The organism is Streptomyces sp. NPDC053673, from assembly GCF_055585225.1.
Window position 1 is genome coordinate 21,771 of the sequence record NZ_JBVJKN010000014.1, and the last position, 18,332, is coordinate 40,102.

Annotated in this window: 17 protein-coding genes, 1 tRNA gene and 1 pseudogene; 12 read left to right on the top strand and 7 right to left on the bottom strand. The window is 71.1% G+C overall.

What is annotated here, in order from left to right:
- The first annotated feature begins 6 nt into the window (after nucleotides 1-6).
- The 4 genes from ACZ6ZQ_RS20600 (at nucleotide 7) to ACZ6ZQ_RS20615 (ending at nucleotide 3,406) form a co-directional block, all read left to right on the top strand.
- On the top strand, nucleotides 7-1,341 hold the full coding sequence (locus ACZ6ZQ_RS20600; RefSeq protein ID WP_469770097.1) for an AAA domain-containing protein: 1,335 nt from the start codon (nucleotides 7-9) through the stop codon (nucleotides 1,339-1,341).
- A 348-nt stretch (nucleotides 1,342-1,689) separates the two neighbouring features.
- Nucleotides 1,690-2,043, top strand: coding sequence for a hypothetical protein (locus ACZ6ZQ_RS20605; protein ID WP_469769958.1), 354 nt, complete (start codon nucleotides 1,690-1,692; stop codon nucleotides 2,041-2,043).
- 636 nt (nucleotides 2,044-2,679) lie between these two features.
- On the top strand, nucleotides 2,680-3,342 hold the full coding sequence (locus ACZ6ZQ_RS20610) for a hypothetical protein (RefSeq protein WP_469769959.1): 663 nt from the start codon (nucleotides 2,680-2,682) through the stop codon (nucleotides 3,340-3,342).
- Nucleotides 3,333-3,406: transfer RNA gene (locus tag ACZ6ZQ_RS20615), tRNA-Lys, on the top strand. Before ACZ6ZQ_RS20610 ends, ACZ6ZQ_RS20615 begins: the two co-directional genes overlap by 10 nt.
- A 56-nt stretch (nucleotides 3,407-3,462) precedes the next feature.
- Here ACZ6ZQ_RS20615 and ACZ6ZQ_RS20620 read toward each other — a convergent pair.
- Nucleotides 3,463-4,719, bottom strand: coding sequence for a M6 family metalloprotease domain-containing protein (locus ACZ6ZQ_RS20620; protein ID WP_469770098.1), 1,257 nt, complete (start codon nucleotides 4,717-4,719; stop codon nucleotides 3,463-3,465).
- A gap of 315 nt (nucleotides 4,720-5,034) precedes the next feature.
- Between ACZ6ZQ_RS20620 and ACZ6ZQ_RS20625 the strand changes: the two genes are divergently transcribed.
- Nucleotides 5,035-7,014 carry a putative bifunctional diguanylate cyclase/phosphodiesterase gene (locus ACZ6ZQ_RS20625; RefSeq protein ID WP_469769960.1) on the top strand — a complete coding sequence of 660 codons (1,980 nt, stop codon included), beginning with the start codon at nucleotides 5,035-5,037 and terminating at the stop codon, nucleotides 7,012-7,014.
- 224 nt (nucleotides 7,015-7,238) lie between these two features.
- Here ACZ6ZQ_RS20625 and ACZ6ZQ_RS20630 read toward each other — a convergent pair whose 3' ends face one another.
- The 5 genes from ACZ6ZQ_RS20630 to ACZ6ZQ_RS20650 form a co-directional block, all read right to left on the bottom strand.
- Entirely contained in the window at nucleotides 7,239-7,676 is a 438-nt protein-coding gene (locus ACZ6ZQ_RS20630) for a transposase (RefSeq protein WP_469769961.1), read from the bottom strand.
- Between the two features lie 18 nt (nucleotides 7,677-7,694).
- On the bottom strand, nucleotides 7,695-8,051 hold the full coding sequence (locus ACZ6ZQ_RS20635; protein ID WP_469769962.1) for a hypothetical protein: 357 nt from the start codon (nucleotides 8,049-8,051) through the stop codon (nucleotides 7,695-7,697).
- Nucleotides 8,052-8,365: 314 nt separating this feature from the next.
- Nucleotides 8,366-9,457 carry an LLM class flavin-dependent oxidoreductase gene (locus ACZ6ZQ_RS20640; protein WP_469769963.1) on the bottom strand — a complete coding sequence of 364 codons (1,092 nt, stop codon included), beginning with the start codon at nucleotides 9,455-9,457 and terminating at the stop codon, nucleotides 8,366-8,368.
- A gap of 106 nt (nucleotides 9,458-9,563) precedes the next feature.
- The gene (locus tag ACZ6ZQ_RS20645) at nucleotides 9,564-10,313 is read right to left on the bottom strand and encodes a maleate cis-trans isomerase family protein (protein ID WP_469770099.1); all 750 of its coding nucleotides are present in this window, start codon (nucleotides 10,311-10,313) and stop codon (nucleotides 9,564-9,566) included.
- Nucleotides 10,310-11,113 (bottom strand): maleate cis-trans isomerase family protein, encoded by an 804-nt coding sequence (locus ACZ6ZQ_RS20650; RefSeq protein WP_469770100.1) that lies wholly within the window; start codon nucleotides 11,111-11,113, stop codon nucleotides 10,310-10,312. Before ACZ6ZQ_RS20650 ends, ACZ6ZQ_RS20645 begins: the two co-directional genes overlap by 4 nt.
- A gap of 102 nt (nucleotides 11,114-11,215) precedes the next feature.
- Between ACZ6ZQ_RS20650 and ACZ6ZQ_RS20655 the strand changes: the two genes are divergently transcribed.
- Both ACZ6ZQ_RS20655 and ACZ6ZQ_RS20660 read left to right on the top strand, forming a co-directional pair.
- Nucleotides 11,216-12,169: a D-2-hydroxyacid dehydrogenase gene (locus ACZ6ZQ_RS20655; protein WP_469769964.1), complete on the top strand. Its 954-nt coding sequence runs from the start codon at nucleotides 11,216-11,218 to the stop codon at nucleotides 12,167-12,169.
- On the top strand, nucleotides 12,159-13,616 hold the full coding sequence (locus tag ACZ6ZQ_RS20660; RefSeq protein WP_469769965.1) for an amidase: 1,458 nt from the start codon (nucleotides 12,159-12,161) through the stop codon (nucleotides 13,614-13,616). Before ACZ6ZQ_RS20655 ends, ACZ6ZQ_RS20660 begins: the two co-directional genes overlap by 11 nt.
- A gap of 161 nt (nucleotides 13,617-13,777) precedes the next feature.
- Here the strand turns inward: ACZ6ZQ_RS20660 and ACZ6ZQ_RS20665 are convergent, their stop codons facing one another.
- Entirely contained in the window at nucleotides 13,778-14,269 is a 492-nt protein-coding gene (locus ACZ6ZQ_RS20665; RefSeq protein ID WP_469769966.1) for a DUF3830 family protein, read from the bottom strand.
- A 42-nt stretch (nucleotides 14,270-14,311) separates the two neighbouring features.
- On the opposite strand from ACZ6ZQ_RS20665, the gene ehuB reads away from it, so the two are divergent.
- The 5 genes and pseudogenes from ehuB (at nucleotide 14,312) to ACZ6ZQ_RS20690 (ending at nucleotide 18,268) form a co-directional block, all read left to right on the top strand.
- A complete protein-coding gene (gene ehuB, locus ACZ6ZQ_RS20670; protein ID WP_469769967.1) occupies nucleotides 14,312-15,187 on the top strand; it encodes an ectoine/hydroxyectoine ABC transporter substrate-binding protein EhuB in 876 nt (291 codons plus the stop codon).
- Complete coding sequence (ehuC, locus tag ACZ6ZQ_RS20675) at nucleotides 15,184-15,948, top strand: ectoine/hydroxyectoine ABC transporter permease subunit EhuC (protein ID WP_469769968.1); 765 nt, start codon at nucleotides 15,184-15,186, stop codon at nucleotides 15,946-15,948. Before ehuB ends, ehuC begins: the two co-directional genes overlap by 4 nt.
- Nucleotides 15,945-16,595, top strand: coding sequence for an ectoine/hydroxyectoine ABC transporter permease subunit EhuD (gene ehuD, locus ACZ6ZQ_RS20680; RefSeq protein WP_469769969.1), 651 nt, complete (start codon nucleotides 15,945-15,947; stop codon nucleotides 16,593-16,595). The genes ehuC and ehuD overlap by 4 nt, the downstream gene beginning before the upstream one ends.
- The gene (gene ehuA / locus ACZ6ZQ_RS20685; RefSeq protein WP_469769970.1) at nucleotides 16,585-17,340 is read left to right on the top strand and encodes an ectoine/hydroxyectoine ABC transporter ATP-binding protein EhuA; all 756 of its coding nucleotides are present in this window, start codon (nucleotides 16,585-16,587) and stop codon (nucleotides 17,338-17,340) included. The genes ehuD and ehuA overlap by 11 nt, the downstream gene beginning before the upstream one ends.
- Nucleotides 17,341-17,507: 167 nt before the next feature.
- Nucleotides 17,508-18,268: pseudogene (locus ACZ6ZQ_RS20690) on the top strand (IclR family transcriptional regulator).
- Nucleotides 18,269-18,332: the final 64 nt, after the last annotated feature.

The window sequence follows — 18,332 nt, forward strand, 5'->3', positions numbered from 1 at the left end:
GGCACCGTGACCGCGCTGTTCGACCCGGGCGCGGAAGCCGCCCGCGCCACGGAGGCGATCCTCGCCGACACCCTGCACGGGGAAGCGCGCGGCGTTGTCGTGGACTCGCCGCCCGGCGCGGGCAAGTCGACGCTCGTCGTGCGGGCGGCGCTCGAACTGGCCGCGGCGGGACGGCCGTTGATGGTCGTCGCGCAGACCAACGCACAGGTCGACGATCTGGTGCTGCGGCTCGCCGAGAAGGAGCCGGAGCTGCCGGTCGGCCGACTGCACAGCAATGACCCGGACCCGTACGACAAGGCGCTCGACGAGCTGGGGAACGTACGCAAGTCGGCGAAGGCGGGCGACCTCGCGGGGCTCGACGTGGTCATCTCGACGGCCGCGAAGTGGGCGCATGTGAAGGGCGTCGAGCCGTGGGAGCACGCGATCGTGGACGAGGCGTACCAGATGCGTTCCGATGCGCTGCTCGCCGTCGCCGGGCTCTTCGAGCGGGCGCTGTTCGTGGGCGATCCGGGCCAGCTCGACCCGTTCTCGGTGGTGGGGGCCGAGCAGTGGGCGGGGCTGTCGTACGACCCGTCGGCGAGCGCGGTCTCCACACTGCTCGCGCACAACCCGGAGCTGCCGCAGCACCGGCTGCCGGTGTCCTGGCGGCTGCCTGCCTCGGCGGCGCCCCTGGTCTCTTCCGCGTTCTATCCGTACACGCCGTTCCGCAGCGGCACGGGGACGGGCGACCGGCGACTCGCCTTCGGGGTGCCGTCGGACGGGTCGGGGCCCGACCGGGTCCTGGACGAGGCGGCGGAGTCGGGCTGGGGCCTGCTGGAGCTGCCCGCCCGTCACACGCCGCGCACCGACCCGGAGGCGGTACGGGCCGTGGCCCTGGTGGTCCGCCGGCTGCTGGACCGCGGCGGTGCGTCGGTCTCGGAGCGGTCGGCGGATCCGGTGCCCCTCACCGCGGACCGGATCGCCGTCGGCACGGCCCACCGCGACCAGGCCGCGGCGGTCCGGGCGGCGCTCACGGAGTTGGGGGTGAGCGGCGTCGCGGTGGACACGGCGAACCGGCTGCAGGGACGGGAGTTCGACGTGACGGTCGTCCTCCACCCGCTCTCCGGCCGACCGGATGCCACGGCCTTCCACCTGGAGACGGGCCGCCTCTGTGTCCTGGCCTCCCGCCACCGTCACGCGTGCATCGTGGTGTGCCGCGCGGGCGTCGCGGACCTGCTGGACGAGCATCCGTCGACGGAGCCGGTGCAACTGGGCGTCACGGTGAAGTTCCCGGACGGCTGGGACGCAATGATGACCACTTGGGATCACCTGTCCAACCACCGGGTGGTCTGGCGGCCGTGACCGGCGCCCCGGCGCCTGGCCGACCAGCGCCGAGCCCATCGCCGCCACTTCGCCGGACGGAGTCCGGCACGCCGCCGGAGGCGGCCATTGGGAACAGCCCGGACGGGTGGGAGGCGAACCACGCGGTCCTCTCCCATCTTGCGGAGCACCGGGTGGTGTGGGCGGGGCGGTAGCGACGAAACGGTGACCGCGCGGGTGGCCCGGGAGACCGCCCGTATGAGCACCCGGGTGATAGCCCGGCAACGACGTCGGCGACCACGGCGCGCTGACGACACTCCCCCTCCCGGGGTGCACTTGTGCGGGGCGGGACAATGGGGGGTGGTCGGGATGCACGAGGAGGAGACACGCATGACGGAGTCGTCGGGGCGGAGTGAGCGGCGGGTGCGGCCTTCGCCGCTGATCTTCGAGCCCTCGGAGGCCGCCTCCGACCCGGAGCACTTCTTCGATCTGGAGTCCATCGAGGACCCCCGTCGGCTGCTGGCCCGCGCGACGGAGCTGGCGCTGGCCTTCCAGGCGGCGACGGACCGGGCCCTGGAGTTCCAGGCCATCGCGGCCGCGCAGCTCGCGGACCCGCGGCGCTTCGACCGCCTGACGACGGCGGACATCGCCCGGCAGGCGGAGTGGAGCGAGGACTACGCGAAACGCATGATCGACTTCGGCCGGGGTCTTCTCCGGGGGCCGGACCCGCAGACGACGCCGTAGCCGTCCGGGGGGTGCGGTGCGCCTCCGGCGGGGTGTGGGGTGACGGTGTGCCCGGTGCCGTGGGCGCGGCCGGTGTGTCCGTCCTCAAGCTCCCCCTACGCCCTGCGGCGTGGGGGGACCCCCAGACGGGCTCGGGGCGCGCCGGTGGGTGGTGGGGCTGGGCCCCTCCGGGCTCGCCTCCTCGGAAATCGGAGGATACGGCGTCATCCGGAACCACCACCCGATTTCTCCCCCTAGGACTTCGTCCTGGGGGGACCCCAGCGAGGGGCGACCCTGCACGGCCCCGCCCCTGGCCGTCTCCCGACTGCGGGCCGCGGGGGGCTGCTTTGGTCCGGGTTCGGCTCGGATGCCGGGTGCGGGCCGTAAGTGGTGTGGTCCGTTTCGGCCCCGCCCCTGGCCGTCCGCCCGGTGCGGACCGTGGGGGTGGGGCCGCTTCCGTCCAGGGCCGTCGCTCGGCTGCCGGCCCCAGGGGTGCGCCGGGCCCGGTCGTGCGTTGGACACAGACCAGTGGCCCACCGGCGGGTGATGGGCAGGCGGCATATGCCGGGGCGCAAGATACTCCCTCCCACCCCACCCTGTCCCCGTTTCCGGCAACCCACGGAAACGGGAAGATGACTCTCGGTAGATGTAAGCGCCATGAGTACTTGGCTGCGAGACGAGACCCCCCTGAGCCCCGCCGGCGACAGCGACGAGCAGCGGCGTGACATCTTCGAGCTCCTCCGGGACGAAGGACGGCACCACACCTCGCGGATCACCGCCTCCGGCGCGGACTGGCTCGCGTCCGCGAGCGCGTACCCGCGGTCCACGCTCGCGCTCTACGAGGCCCGGCCGACCGCGCCCGCCGTCGTGACCTGCGGGCGCGCCTTCGATGTCGTGAACGCGCCCGCGATCTTCGGGCGCAGGATGCTCGACCGGCTGTGGTCGGAGGGTCCCGGCTCCGGCCCCGTGGCCTTCCACCGCGGCCGGATGCTGCTGTTCGCCGTCCCCGGCACGGCCCAGCGGTTACCGTCCCTGCTCGGGTGGGAGGAGTGCGGCAGCTCCGTACCGACCCTGCTCTGCCACGGAGCCGGGGACGCGATCACCGCCCCGCCCCTCACTCCGCCGCCCGGCGCCCCCGCCCCCGGACCGCGCTGGGTGGTCGCCCCCGACACCCGGCATCCGTGGCTGCCCGGGCCCGAGGTGCTGCTCTGGGCCTGTGTGCGGGCGGCCCGTGCGAGCTCCGCCACGGCGGTCCGTATATCGATTTTTCCTCCCGCCGATCAGGATGCTAAGGTCTACGACGTCAGCAGGCGCCGCTAGCTCAGTTGGTTAGAGCAGCTGACTCTTAATCAGCGGGTCCGGGGTTCGAGTCCCTGGCGGCGCACAGACGGAAGAAGCCCTTCGCGAGAGCGAGGGGCTTCTTCGTTTGCGTGACCGGCTTCACAGAACCGGTGTGATCTTGACCGTCCACGCCCCGGTACGCGTACGGTCCACCACCTCCACCTTCGTCCGCTCCCCCGGCACCGTGAAGGCCTCCCCGACCCCCAGCGGCGCGTCCGCCAGCGGTGGGTAGACGGAATGGTCCCAGCACGCCTCGGACTCCGGATGGGTGTCGATCACCTCGAGCGGACCGCCACCGGACACCTCCTCGGTCTGTACGCGGTAGATCAGCACACCCTCCGAACAGGTGTCGGCGTCGTTGCCGGTCGCGCTCCGCGCCTCGATCGCCAGCGCGGTGTTCTCGCCCGTCCTGACCACCGCGAGCCGCGTGCCGACCGTGCCCCCGCGGACCGGCGCGGCGGCGAGCGGCTCCAGGGTCAGCAGCCGGTCGGCCGCACCGGACACGCAGCGCACCTGGCGCGGGTCCAGCCAGCCCAGCTTCCACTTGTGCCAGCCGAAGGGCTCGGGTGCGAGACCGAACTGGCTGCCCATCACGTCCCAGTCGCCCACGTACGTGTCCCAGTCGCCCTTGCCGTCCACCGGCCGGTGATAGAGGTCCGGCAGGTCGAAGACATGACCGGTCTCGTGGGCCAGCACGTTGCGGTCCGGCGGATGTCGTTCGAACACCGTGACGGCCCGCTTGATGTCGGTGCCGTCCGCGCTCACCGGCTGCTCGAAGTTGACCACCTTGGTGGCGTCGGAGTCCACGCCCGGCGCGTCCGGATCGGCGACCAGATAGACGACGTCGTAGCGCGAGAAGTCGACCACCGGATCCGCGGCCGTGACCGCGTCCCGCAGATAGGCGGCGCGGCGCCCGGGCTCCCAGTCGCGCTTCATCCGGTACGCGGTCGACGCCTGTGGCATCTCGATCCACCGCGGGACGGGATGCGCGCGCAGGGTGAACTTCCCGTACGACGCCCGCTGGAAGAAGTCGCTGGTCGCGGGGAAGTGGTCCGCGGCGAGTTCCTGCGGGGTCGTGAGCGGCCTGGCGTCCGGGAAGGACAGGAAGACCAGGACCGCGTCGAGGGCGCGGTCGGGGCGCGGGTACGAGGAGTTCCAGGTGTCCAGGCCCAGCGAGTGGTGCGCCGCGGTGCGGGGCAGCGCGCAGGGGCCCGCGGAGGTGTCGGCCACCGCGGGCCCTGCCACGAGGGAGGTGGCCACGACGGCCACGAGGGAGGTGAAAGCAGCCGCGGCGGCGCGCAGGTTCGGCCGCTCCACCCCCTCGGGTGTTTCCTCATGCGTCTGCTGACCCTCCACGTCGACCTCCGGCTGCGGAATGCGGGACGCCTCACCCAGCTTGTGGTCTTTTAAGAGGATTCGTCCTGTTCCACTGCCCCAGCCGGGTGAGGCGGCGGCGACACCCCGGTGACTCACAGAAAGTCACAACCGATCGCGAGAGCTCCGGTGAGGGCCACAGCCGTGCAGAAACGATCGGTCCGGACCTTCGAGTGCTCCTGCTCACCGCCGAGAAGCTGGAACGGCCGCCCGGCCAGCCTCTATGATCGGCACACTTTCCCGGTTTTCCGGCCCCGACCGGACCTGAACGACACGACTGCACTGCGGGAGCGAGCGGTGAGCGGAAACACGAAAGGACCGGGCCCAGCGGCAGTCGCGGCGCCCGTGACCGCCCGACCGCCGGTCACGGAGCGTCATCCGACCGCCGCGCCGAACGCTGCGACCGGCCTTCCGCAGGCCGTCGTCACGCACGCGGAGGCCCGCACGACGCCCGGTGTCACGCACGCGTCGGACCGCACGCCGGCCGGCGCCCCCGAGGCCGCCGCACCCACCGCCGCACCCACCGCCGCCCGCAGACCGTCCCCCGCCGAACTCGCCGAACTCGCCGACTACCGCGCGGCGTTCAACACCACCCAGCTCCCCATGGCCGTCGTCGACCACGAGGGCGTCGTGGTCACCGCGAACGACGCCCTCGCCGTCCTGCTGGGCACCGAGCCCGCCGCCCTGTACGAGCAGCCCGCCGCCGACCTCGTCGACCTCGCGTCCGACGGCCGCACGTGGCACGCGTACCGCGAGGTGCTGCGCGGCCGGCGCTCCCGGTTCCGCTGCACCCGCCGGCTCAAACACGCCGACGGGCGCACGCTCTGGGCCGAAGTCACCGTCGCGCCCGTGCCGGACAGCCGCCGCGTCCTGCTCTCCATCGCGGACATCAGCGACCGCCGCGAACTGCAGGCGCGGCTGCGCCATCTCCAGATGCACGACCCGGTGACCCGGCTGCCCAACCGCACGCTGTTCTTCGAGCGGCTCTCGGCCGCGCTGGAGAGCTCGTCGTACGAGCACGGCGGCACGGGCCGGATCGGGCTCTGCTACCTCGACCTCGACGGCTTCAAGGCCGTCAACGACACCCTCGGCCACCGGATCGGTGACCGGCTGCTGGCCGCCGTGGCGGACCGGCTCACCGAGTGCGCGGACAGCGACGGTCACACCCGCAGCGGCGGCCATCTCGTGGCGCGGCTCGGCGGCGACGAGTTCGCGATCCTGGTCGAGGACTCCACCGGTACGGAACAACTCGCCGATCTGGCCCGGTCCGTGCTGGCCGCGCTCCAGCGCCCGTTCGACCTGGCCGGGCAGCGGCTGTCGGTCTCGGCCTCGATCGGGGTCGTCGAGCGCGCGGCGGACGGTACGAGCGCGACCGGTCTGATGCAGGACGCGGACACGACGCTGTACTGGGCGAAGGCGGACGGCAAGGCCCGCTGGACCCTCTTCGACCCGGAGCGCAACGCTCACCGGATGACCCGTCAGGCGCTGTCCTCGACGCTCCGGCCGGCCGTCGAGCGCGGGGAGTTCGCGCTGGAGTACCAGCCACTGGTGTGCATGGCGGACGGCGCGGTGCGGGGTGTGGAGGCCCTGGTCCGCTGGAACCACCCGCAGTTCGGCACGCTGGCGCCGAATCGGTTCATCGGAATTGCTGAAGAGGACGGCTCGATCGTCCAGCTCGGTCGCTGGGTGCTGCGTACGGCCTGCCGGCAGGCCCGGCAGTGGCAGACCGACCACCCGGGCGAGGCGCCGATCTTCGTCAGCGTCAATGTCGCCGTACGCCAGGTCTGGGACTCCGACCTGGTCGCGGATGTCGCCGGCATCCTGGCCGAGACGGGCCTCGCGCCGCATCTTCTGCAGCTCGAACTCACCGAGTCAGCGGTGATGGGCTCGGCGGGCCGCCCGCTCCAGGCGCTCCAGGCGCTGAGCGACATGGGCGTCCGCATCGCGATCGACGACTTCGGGACGGGGTACTCCAACCTCGCCTATCTGAGCCGGCTTCCGGTATCCGTACTGAAACTCGACGGATCGTTTGTTCGCGGCTTCCGCTACGACGACGGGGCCCACCCCAACCCGGCCGACGAGACGATCGTCGAGGCGATGGTCCAACTCGCCCACCGGCTGGGCCTCACGGTCACCGCGGAGTGCGTCGAGACGGCGGGCCAGGCGGAACGCCTGCGTCGCATCGGTTGCGACACGGGCCAGGGCTGGCTGTACTCACGGGCGGTGACGCCGGAACGGATCGACGGGATGATCGGCGTCAGCCCGCTGGCGATGTGACGTCGGCGGTGAGCCGCTCGGTTCGCGTACGGCTTCGCAGACGTCGTACGTCTTCAGAGCGGGCTTCACCAGGGGCTGTGGGGCCCATCGGCGCCAGACCCAGTACATGGGCCTGCGGTCGGCGCTGCGATGGTCGTCGTAGCATAAGACGATGAAGGGATCGAGGATGTCGACGTCGCCGTTCACGAAGTCGAAAGCCGTAGCGATCCGCAGCGAGTTGTGGCTCATGAAGGGGATGAAGCGGACCAGCGAACTAGCGTCCCTTCCAGCCGCGGTATTGGAGCTCTCCTGAGTCCAGCCTTTTGCGCGACGCACGTACCGTGCTCCTCGACCGTAGCCTTGGCCGACTTGACCATGCTCGCAATGCGAAGGTCCTCCACCGACACGAGCACGAACGTGTCGGCGATCTTGGTAGTCGTTTTGTGCTGCCAGTCCAGGGCCCGGCGCTTGGCTCTCGCGCGAAGGCGGCTGATCCGGTCATAAATGGCGTTCAGCCTCCTGGAGCTTCTCGCACCAGGCTTACGGTACTTCTTGCGGTGCGCTGCCATCCGTTCAGCGTTCAGCAGCTGGACCTGTTCCTTGTCGGTCAGCCACGGCTCGTGATCTCGGGTGGTGCCGTCGGAGAGTGCGAGCGGCACAGTGACACCCCTGTCGATGCCCACGTGCGATTGTGACCACGTCTACGGAATGGGCGCGTTCGTCTCAGTCTCTATCCGGAAGGCGATGTGCCAGCCGAGCGTGTCCTTGACCAGTCGAGCCCCTGTGATCCGCCCCCGCGAGCCGCCCTTGGTGATACCTGGCAATGCCCTCGTCCAGCGAAACCGCACTCGGCCGACCTTCGGGATGTTGACCATGGCCCACCTGCGGTGAACTCGCGCGATGTGCAGATCTCGCCCCTGGGGAACGTCCACTGAAAGCGGCGTGCGCATACGGGATTTGAAGGTCGGCGCCTGGGCCTGCTTCGCCCAGCAGTTCAACCACGCACGGTGATACGTCTTCAGCACCGACTGCGCCGCCTGCGCGGGCAGCACGGCCATCCACTCGACATTCTTGCGCGCCCATCGAATCTCGGAATCTACGTACTCCAGCGAAGGTCGACGCCCTCGGCCACACATCGTGTACAGGTCGTGCAGCAGATTCCACAACGCCCGTGCTACATGCCCCTGTTCATCAAGACGCGTCCTGCACGGGCGTTAGGGCGAGACGGGCCCGGTGCCCACGCTGCCGCTTTACCAGTCCCCCCATACTCAACTCCGCTCGTTTGACTCGACTGTCAGATCAACGACGTGAGGAGCGAAAGGTCACACGTTCCCCTGTCGTGTCCGTATGCGAACCCCTCTTTCGCGCATGTTCACAGCACAGGCAGTCCGTACGCGTCCGCGATCAGATCGTACGACCGGACCCGTGCCTCACCGCCGTGCGCGTTGGCCGTGATCATCAGCTCGTCCGCGCCCGTGCGCTTCTGCAGATCGTCCAGGCCCGTGCGGACCTCGTCCGCCGTGCCGTGGATGACGTTGCCGAGCCAGCTGTCCACGAACTCCCGCTCCATGGGGCTGAATTCATACGCCTCGGCCTCCTGCGGCGTGGGGACCAGACCGGGACGGCCGGTGCGCAGCCGCAGCATCGACAGAGCGCCGGTCAGCACCTGGCGGCGGGCTTCCCGGGCGTCGTCGGACGCGAGGGCCGAGACGCCGATCAGGGCGTACGGCGCGTCGAGCACGGCCGACGGACGGAACGTGTCGCGGTAGATGTCGAGCGCCGGGAGGGTGTTCTGCGCCGAGAAGTGGTGGGCGAAGGCGAACGGCAGACCGAGCATCGCGGCGAGCCGGGCGCTGAAGCCCGAGGAGCCGAGGAGCCAGATCGGCGGCCGGGCCGGGGACTGGACCCCGCCGGGCGCGGTGGCCTGCACCGGGCCGGGGACCGCGTGGATACGGGCGTACGGGTGGCCGTCGGGGAAGTCGTCGTCCAGGAAGCGGGTCAGCTCGGCGAGCTGCTGCGGGAAGTCGTCGGCGGCCTCGTTCAGCTGCTGGGTGCGCCGCAGCGCGGCCGCGGTCGCGCCGTCCGTGCCGGGCGCGCGGCCGAGGCCCAGGTCGATGCGGCCCGGCGCGAGAGCCTCCAGGGTGCCGAACTGTTCGGCGATCACCAGGGGGGCGTGGTTGGGGAGCATCACACCGCCCGAGCCGAGCCGGATGCGCTCGGTGTGCGCCGCGAGATGCGCGAGGATCACCGCGGGGGACGACGAGGCGACACCCGGCATGGAGTGATGCTCGGCGACCCAGTGGCGGTGGTAGCCGCGGCGCTCGGCGAGGCGGGCGATGTCCACGCTGGTGCGCAGGGCCTGGGTGGCGGTGCGGCCGCTGCCGACCGTGACCAGGTCCAGTACCGACAGGGGTACGGGGGCGGTTCCCGTCGCCGTGCCTCGGATGTCGTCGCCTGCGTCCACTGGTGGGGCCCTCCTGCGCGTGTCGTACGTACCTCGGCACACAACAGGAGGCTCTCTCCGTTTTATTCCCCCGGCCCGTTCCCGCCGCTCCGTCCCCGCCGCGCCGTCACCGGTCTGGCTGCCACTCCGACCGGTCCCAGTCGGGGCGGGCGAACAGCTTGCCCAGCTCGTCCGCCCAGGCCCTGCGGTCGGCCAGCCGCAGCCCCTCCCACACCGTCACCTGGTTCGCCGTGAGCACCGGCTTGCCCAGGGCCGCCTCCAGCTCCTCCAGATGGGCCACGGTGTGCAGCGCGGTGTCCGGCATGAGCACCGCCTCCGCCCGCGGGTCGTCCCCCGCCCGGGCCAGCTCCAGCACCTGCTCGCGCCCCCACGTGCCGACCTCGGCCGCGGTCACGATCCCGCTCGCCCGCGTCGCGGTCACCTCCAGACCGGCCGCCCGGAGAAACTCCTCGAAGGACGCGGTGATGTCGTCCGGGTACGTCGCCGCGACCGCGACCCGGGCGGCGCCGAGCGCCCGCACCGCGTGGACGAACGCGAAGGACGTGCTCGACGCCGGCAGCCCCGCCGTCTGCGCCAGCTCCCGGATCTGCTGCTGCGCGCCCTCCCACCCCCGGATGAAACTCCCGCTGGTGCACGCCCACACCAGCGACTCCGCCCCGGCCAGCCGCAGCTGCTCGACTCCGGCCGCCAGCCGCCCCGCCGCCCCCATCTCGATCAGCGCGTCCTCCCGGTGCGCGTCCTCGCCGATGTCGGTGTGGAAGAGCGGCAGCCGGATGTCGCTGTCGAGCAGGACCGCGATGCGGGGGTAGTCGTCCTCGGCGGAGTGCCCCGGGTAGAGGAGCCCGACGGTCGTCATGTCCATCCTTCCTGTTCCTCGGGAAGCCCCTGGGGCCGGTCGGCCTCGGGCGGCGGCCCGGCCACGTCCATCAGCAGCGCCTGGTAGGGGCCGACCGCGTACACGCCGATCCGGCGCAGCGCCGCCCACATGGTGACCTGGTTCGCGGAGAGCACCGGCATACGCAGTTCCGCCTCCAGCTGGGGTATCGCGTCGTACGTCGGCAGATTGGTGCAGCTGATGAAGAGCGCGTCGGCAGCGCCCACCACGGCCTGGCGCGCCATGTCCACCACGGACCGGTACGGCACCTTCCAGATGTGCCGGGTCAGCCCCAGGAAGGCGCGGCCCGTGACCGCTACCCCAGCTTCGCCCAGATACTCCTCCAGCGCCCGGGTCACCGACTCCGTATAGGGCGTGACCAGCGCGATACGGCGGGCGCCCAGCTCGTCGAGAGCCTCGAGCAGGGCGCCGGAGGTGGTGAGCGAGGTGACGTCCCCCGCCCGGGTCATCGCCTCGCACATGGCACGCTCCCCCGCGAGACCGCCGACGAAACTGCCCGAGGTGCAGGCGTAGGCGACGACCTCCGGCTCGGTCACGGCCAGCGCCCGGACGGCCTCGTCGAGCGTCTCGTGCTCGCTGACGAGCCGGGCCAGGTCGAGGGAGACCTCGACCGGTACGTACGGCGTACGGGTCAGACGCAGCGACACATCGTCGGGCACCCAGCGCCACAGCTCGCGGTCGAGCGCGAAGTCAAAAGGGGCGACGACGCCGATACCGCGCTGCGGAGCGGGTCCGCCCAGCCAGGAAACATCGAGGGACAGATTCACCACAGGCCCCCTTAACGTCTTGTTGACGACGGTAGATTCGGGTGGCAGCGTGGGTCAATCCGTACATGTCAGACGTTCAGAAACGGTTTCCCCGCGATGTCGGTCCCGATTCTTCTCGTACTGGAGACAGACCCTCCGCCCCGTCTCGGGGCGCTCACCGGCCGGGCCGAGATCCGGTACGCCGACGACCGCGGTCTCGCTGCCGAACTGCCCCACGCCGACGCGCTGCTGGTGTGGGACTTCGCCTCCGACGCGGTGCGCCGCGCCTGGCCCGGCGGGGGCCCGCGGCCCCGCTGGGTGCACACCCCCAGCGCGGGCGTCGACCGGCTGCTCTGCCCCGAGTTCGCCGCCTCGGACACGGTCCTCACCAATGCCCGCGGGATCTTCGAGCAGCCCATCGCCGAGTATGTGGCCGCTCTGGTGCTGGCGATGGCCAAGGACCTCCCCGGCACGCTGGAACTCCAGCGGCAGCGGCGCTGGCGGCACCGCGAGGGTCTGCCGGTCGCGGGCAGCCGGGCGGTGGTGGTCGGCGCGGGCCCGATCGGCCTGGCGATCGCGCGCACCCTGCGGGCGCTGGGCGTGGCGGCAGCGGTCACCGGGCGTACCGCCCGACCAGGTGTGCACGGCTCCGAGGAGCTGGACCCGCTGCTGACCCGAGCCGACTGGGTCGTCTGCGCCGCGCCGCTCACGGGCGCGACGCGCGGCATGTTCGACGCGCGCCGGTTCGCGCTGCTGCGGCCCTCGGCCCGGTTCATCAATGTGGGGCGGGGCGCGCTGGTCGTGGAGGACGCGCTCGTCGCGGCGCTCACGGGGCGACGGCTCGCGGGCGCGGCCCTGGATGTGTTCGAGCACGAACCGCTGGGGCCGCACAGCCGGCTCTGGGACGTTCCGGGCCTGGTCGTCTCCCCGCACATGAGCGGTGACACGGTCGGCTGGCGGGACCGGCTGTCGGCACAGTTCGTCGAGCTGTTCGAGCTGTGGGCGAGCGGTGAGCCGCTGCCGAACGTGGTCGACAAGAAACGTGGGTACGTCCCCTCCCATGACTCCTGAGCCGAACGACCTGGCTGCCCTGTCCGAGCAGACCGGCCCGTCCGAGCGGACCGGCCTGACTGCCCTGACCGCACGTCAACTCATCGCCGGCTACGAGCGGGGCGACTTCTCCCCGCTGGAGGTGGTCCGCGCGGTCCTCGACCGGGCCGAGGCGGCGCAGCGCCTCACCAACGCGTTCGTCCGGATCGACGGCGAGCAGGCGTTGGCGCAGGCGGAAGCGGCCACCGAACGCCGCCGCAGAAAGGAGCCGCTGGGCCTGCTCGACGGCGTGCCCGTGACGGTCAAGGACATCCTGCTGCAGGCCGGCGGGCCGACGCTGCGCGGCTCACGGACCGTGCGCGGTGAAGGGGCCTGGGACGAGGACGCCCCCGCCGTGGCGCGGCTGCGGGAGCACGGCGCGGTGCTCGTCGGGAAGACCACGACCCCGGAGTTCGGCTGGAAGGGCGTCACCGACTCCCCGCTGACCGGGGTCACCGGCAATCCGTACGACCCCTCCCGCACCGCGGGAGGCTCCAGCGGCGGCAGCGCGGCGGCCGTCGCGCTCGGCGCGGCCCCGCTGTCGATCGGTACGGACGGCGGCGGCTCGGTCCGTATCCCGGCGTCGTTCTGCGGGATCTTCGGGCTGAAGCCGACGTACGGCCGGATCCCGCTCTACCCGGCGAGTCCGTTCGGGACCCTGTCGCACGCCGGGCCGATGACCCGGGACGCCGCGGACGCGGCGCTGCTGCTGGACGTGATCAGCGGGCCGGACTGGCGGGACTGGTCGCAGCTCGCTCCCGCGCCCGCCGCGAGCGGCGGCATCGGCGACGGCGTGAAGGGGCTGCGGATCGCGTACTCGCCGGCCTTCGGCGGACAGGTCGCGGTGCGTCCCGCGGTTGCGGCGGCGGTGCGCGGGGCGGTTGGCCGGCTCGCGGAGCTGGGCGCGTACATCGAGGAGGCCGACCCGGACATCGCGGATCCGGTGGAGGCCTTCCACACGCTGTGGTTCAGCGGGGCGGCGCGGCTGGTGCAGCACTTCGGCAAGGAGCAGCGGGAGCTGCTCGACCCGGGGCTGCGGGAGATCTGCGCGGCGGGCGCGCGGGCCTCCGCGCTGGACTATCTCGCGGCCGTGGACGTGCGGATGGAGCTGGGCCGGCGGATGGGCCGCTTCCACACCTCGTACGACCTGCTGGTCACGCCGACGCTGCCGCTCACGGCGTTCGAGGCGGGCACGGAGGTGCCGCGCGGCTCCGGGCACCGGCGCTGGACGGGGTGGACCCCGTTCACGTACCCCTTCAACCTCACCCAGCAGCCGGCGGCGACGGTGCCGTGCGGGGTGGACGGGGACGGCCTGCCGGTGGGGGTGCAGCTGATCGGGGCGCGGCACGCGGACGCGCTGGTGCTGCGTGCGGCGCACGCGCTGTACGAGTCGGGCGCGGCGACGATCCCGGCGCCGCCGACGGCGTAGGGCGGGCCCGCCAGGGGTGGGGCGCCTGCGGCGGGCCCACGCGGGGGCTCCGCCCCAGACCCCGCGCCTCAGTCGCCGGCGAGGCTGGATCTTCCGGCCCGTCCGGCGATTGAGGACGGACACACCGGCCGCGCTCACGGAGGCGGTGCCCGGGGCCCACCTCACGCGCGACGGAACGTCAACGATTCCCCGAGCGCCCCCGCACGCCACAGGTCCTGGCAGGCCTCCGCCATCCGGTCGAGGCCGTCGACCACCTGGCCCCACACGATGCCGGGCACCCACCCCGTGTCGCCGTTCAGCAGCAGGTTGTTGCGCTCGTAGAAGAGCGCGAGATCCACCGTCACCGGCCGGGAGACGTCGCGGTCGTAGCCGTACGCCGCCGTCCCCAGCTCCGTGCCGCTGAAGGTGAAGTAGCAGAGGTCGCCCGGGATGGGGGTCACCGTCGGGTTCTCCAGCGGTGGCTCCCGGTCGGCGAACGCCGGGAAGAGAGCGTAGATCTCGTTGCGCGCGTACTTCGCGTGGTACACGTCGCCGCCGAGCGGCAGCGCGTCCCACACGGTCGCACAGGTCACGGGCGCCCGGTCGTCGAGGAGTCGCGCGGTGCAGTGGACTCCGCGCTTTGCGAGCGAAACGTCGATGAAGCGATCGGCCATTGGTTACGCATACCCCGACTGGAGCCGGGTAGCCGCGCGCCCATGGCTCCACACACGGCTCCACACACCAGACATGCGATACGGCGGCGCACCCTGCTGCTCGGCACGGGAGGAGCACTCGTCGCCGCGGGCTGCGCGCGGGTTCCCTCCGGCGATGCGCTCGCCCGGCTGAGATCCCAGGGCACGGTGCGGCTCGGCATCGCGGGCGAGGTGCCGTACGGCTACATCGACGACCAGGGCGAGTTCACGGGCGAGGCTCCCGAACTCGCCAAGGCGGTTTTCCAGCGGCTCGGTGTCGGCAGCGTCCAGCCGGTCGCCACCGATTTCGCGTCCCTCATCCCCGGCCTGAACTCGCAACAGTTCGATGTCGTATCGGCCGGAATGTACATCAACAAGGAACGCTGCGCGCAGGTCCTCTTCTCGGATCCCGAATACCAGATGCTGGACTCGTTCATCGTGCGCAAAGGCAATCCGAAGAATCTGCGCAATTACGAGGACGTCGTGCGGACCAAGGCGAAGTTCGCAACCGGTACCGGATATGCGGAGATCGACTACGCGGTCGCGGCCGGCTATCCGGAGAAGGACATCGTCATCCTGCAGGACCAGGTGGCCGGACTGAACGCCGTCGAGTCCGGGCGCGTCGACGTCTTCGCGGGAACCGCGCTCACCACCCGCGAGGTGGTGCGCAAGAGCGCCAAGGCGGAGTCGACCGAGCCGTTCGCGGCGGTCGTGGACGGCAAGAAGAAGATCGACGGCGGCGGCTTCGCCTTCCGCCCGACCGACACGGGGCTGCGGGACGCCTTCAACGCCGAGATCCACAAGATGAAGAAGAGCGGTGAACTCTTCCGCATCCTGCGCCGGTTCGGCTTCACCGAGAGCGAGATGACGGAGCTCACGGCGAAGGAGCTGTGCCGATGACCGCCGGACTCTGGCAGAACTGGGTGCTCCCTGGGATCTGGATCACGGTCCAGCTCACCCTGTACAGCGCCGCGTTGGCCGCCCTCGTCGCGTTCGGTGTGGGCATGGCCAGAACTCATCGCTCGCGCTTCGTCCGCTTCCTCGCGGGGTTCTACACCGAGGTGTTCCGCGGGACTTCGGCGCTGGTGCTGATGTTCTGGCTGTTCTTCGTGCTGCCGCCGATGCTGGGCTGGCAGTTGGTGCCGATGTGGGCGGCGGTACTCGCCCTCGGTCTGTCGTACGGGGCCTACGGCGCCGAGATCGTGCGCGGCGGGCTGAACGCGGTGGCGCCGGCCCAGCGCGAGGCGGCGGTCGCGCTCAGCTTCACGCCCTGGCAGCGGATGCGGCTGGTCCTGCTGCCGCAGGCCGTGCCCGAGATGATCCCGTCCTTCTGCAATCTGCTGGTGGAGCTGCTCAAGGGCACCGCGCTGGTGTCACTGCTGGGCGTCGGCGATGTGTCGTTCGCGGCGTACCTGGTCCGGCTGGCGACCCAGGAGAGCGCGCAGATCTACACGGTGACGCTGGTGATCTACTTCGTGCTCGCGTTCCTGATCACCCGCTCCATGAAGGCGCTGGAGCGCCGGACCAAGGCGAACGTCGGACTGCATCTCCCGGGGGACACCCCCCGGACCCCCGGCCTTCGGGGCCGGCGGCCCCGCGTCCCCGGCCAGCGGAACCGGCGGGCCGGCGCCGGCGGACTCGTGGAAGGTGATCTCCGATGACCTGGGACTGGTCCGCCGTCGCGGACTTCATGCCGCGCTTCTGGGAAGGCGTGCTCGTCACGCTGCAGATCCTGGTGCTGGGCTCGCTGCTGTCCTTCACGCTCGGCCTGGTCTGGGCGCTCGGGCTGCGCTCCGCCACGCGCTTCGTGCGCTGGCCGGTCGGGCTGATCACCGAGTTCATCCGGAACACCCCGCTGCTGGTGCAGCTGTTCTTCCTGTTCTTCGTGCTGCCGGAGTGGGGCGTGCAGTTCTCCGCGCTCACCACCGGCACGCTCGCGATCGGGCTGCACTACTCGACCTACACCGCACAGGTCTACCGGGCCGGCATCGACGCCGTACCGGTCGGACAGTGGGAGGCCGCGACGGCGCTGAGTCTGCCCGCCCACCGGACCTGGCTCGCGGTGATCCTCCCCCAGGCGGTGCGCCGGATCGCTCCCGCGCTGGGCAACTACGTCATCGCGATGCTCAAGGACACACCGCTGCTCGCCGGGATCGGCGTGCTGGAGATGCTCCAGCAGTCCCGCCTGGAGAGCGCCGCGACCTTCCAGTACACGGAGCCGCTGACGGTCGTCGGCATCGCCTTCATCCTCATCGCCTACCCGGCTTCTCTGCTCGTACGAACCCTGGAGCGCCGCCTTGCCCGCTGACACGCAGAACGAAGAACTGATCCGTTTCACGAACGTCACCAAGCGCTTCGGGGACAACACCGTCCTCGACAACCTCTGCTTCTCGGTCCGGCCGGGCAGGCACGTCACGCTGATCGGGCCGTCCGGCTCCGGCAAGACGACGATCCTGCGGCTGCTGATGACGCTGGAGCGGCCCGACGAGGGCACGATCGACGTCAACGGCGGCCGGCTGTACCCGGCCGACGAGAAGCAGCGGCGCGAGGTGCGCAAGAAGATCGGCATGGTCTTCCAGCAGTTCAACCTCTTCCCCAACATGAGCGTGCTGCGGAACGTCACCGAGGCGCCGGTGCGGGTGCTGGGGCTGTCCAAGGACGAGGCGGAGGAGCGCGCCCGCGAACTCCTGGACCTGGTCGGGCTCGGCGACCGCTGCGACGCGCGGCCGACCCAGCTGTCCGGCGGTCAGCAGCAGCGGGTGGCCATCGCCCGGGCGCTGGCGATGCGGCCGCAGGTGCTGCTGTTGGACGAGGTGACGTCCGCGCTCGACCCGGAGCTGGTGGCCGGGGTGCTGGACGTGCTCAGGGACATCGCCCGCACCACCGAGATCACGATGCTCTGTGTGACCCACGAGATGAACTTCGCCAGGGACATCTCGGATGAGGTGCTGATGTTCGACGAGGGGAAGGTCATCGAATCCGCATCACCGGAAAAAATCTTCTCCGCTCCGGAGCACGAACGTACCCGCGAGTTTCTCAGCGCGGTGCTCTGACCTCTCACTCCATGCACAAAGTGTGACTCTGGCATATGCCAATGTCGTGCGCCCCAGGATATGGCACTGGGGCGCACGGCAATTCTCGCCAACAGCCGCCCCGTTTATGGTTCTTGGCAGCTATCGTGGTACGGAAGCTTGCGGTCACAACCTGGTAGGGGGAAACCGTGGCGCTGATGCCCGAGCCGACCGCACCGTTCCACTCGGTGCAATACGCCCTGCGCGTACTGGAGACGATCTCCAGGCACGGTGGCGGTGTGAGCGATGTCCAGATCGCCCGCGAGACCGGACTGCCCACCGGCCATCTGGCGTCGATGCTGCTGATGCTGCGCCGCGAGGGCTACGTGGAGCAGGTCGGCGACGGCGCGTACGTGATCGGGGACTCCCTCGTCCTGCTGGGCTCCGGCGCCACCCGGCGCGAGGCCCTGGAGCGCAAGCTGCAGGAGACTCTCACCGAGCTCCGCGACTCGGTGGGCGCGGCGGTCTACATCAGCCGGTACATCGACGGCGAGGTCAAGATCACGCAGTTCGCCGACAGTCCGCGCACACCCAAGGTCAACGAGTGGGTCGACTTCCGCTCCGCGGCGCACGCCAGCGCGGTGGGCAAGTGCCTGCTCACCCAGCTCGACCAGAACGGCCGCCGCGATCATCTGTCGCGCCACAAGATCGCCCGGCTCACGTCCCGGACGATCACGAACGAGAAGATCCTCTTCTCGAAGCTGGACGCCCAGCCGCCCACGGTGCCCGTGCTGGATCTTCAGGAGTACGCGGTGGGGACGGTCTGCGCGGCGGTTCCGCTGACGGCCGGCTCCGCGGTCGGCTGCCTGGCCCTCTCCCTCCCGATCGAGCATGCCCACCGGCTGCGCGCGGCGGCGGACACGCTGAACCGTAGGGCGGGGCTCCGGTGGTGCTGTCGCTGGCGCTCTAGGTCCGGTGGAGCAGGCCCTCGGGGCCGTCGGGCGGGCCGGCGGCCGGGCCTGGTCCGGGGTGGT

Bases quoted from the DNA above. Each gene is read 5' to 3' on its own strand.
- ACZ6ZQ_RS20655 (WP_469769964.1), top strand. From the start codon at position 11,216: ATGTCGGTCCCGATTCTTCTCGTACTGGAGACAGACCCTCCGCCCCGT.
- ehuC (WP_469769968.1), top strand. From the start codon at position 15,184: ATGACCGCCGGACTCTGGCAGAACTGGGTGCTCCCTGGGATCTGGATC.
- ACZ6ZQ_RS20635 (WP_469769962.1), bottom strand. From the start codon at position 8,051: ATGGCCGTGCTGCCCGCGCAGGCGGCGCAGTCGGTGCTGAAGACGTAT.
- ACZ6ZQ_RS20605 (WP_469769958.1), top strand. From the start codon at position 1,690: ATGACGGAGTCGTCGGGGCGGAGTGAGCGGCGGGTGCGGCCTTCGCCG.
- ACZ6ZQ_RS20610 (WP_469769959.1), top strand. From the start codon at position 2,680: ATGAGTACTTGGCTGCGAGACGAGACCCCCCTGAGCCCCGCCGGCGAC.
- ACZ6ZQ_RS20645 (WP_469770099.1), bottom strand. From the start codon at position 10,313: ATGACGACCGTCGGGCTCCTCTACCCGGGGCACTCCGCCGAGGACGAC.
- ACZ6ZQ_RS20665 (WP_469769966.1), bottom strand. From the start codon at position 14,269: ATGGCCGATCGCTTCATCGACGTTTCGCTCGCAAAGCGCGGAGTCCAC.
- ACZ6ZQ_RS20660 (WP_469769965.1), top strand. From the start codon at position 12,159: ATGACTCCTGAGCCGAACGACCTGGCTGCCCTGTCCGAGCAGACCGGC.
- ehuD (WP_469769969.1), top strand. From the start codon at position 15,945: ATGACCTGGGACTGGTCCGCCGTCGCGGACTTCATGCCGCGCTTCTGG.
- ehuB (WP_469769967.1), top strand. From the start codon at position 14,312: ATGGCTCCACACACGGCTCCACACACCAGACATGCGATACGGCGGCGC.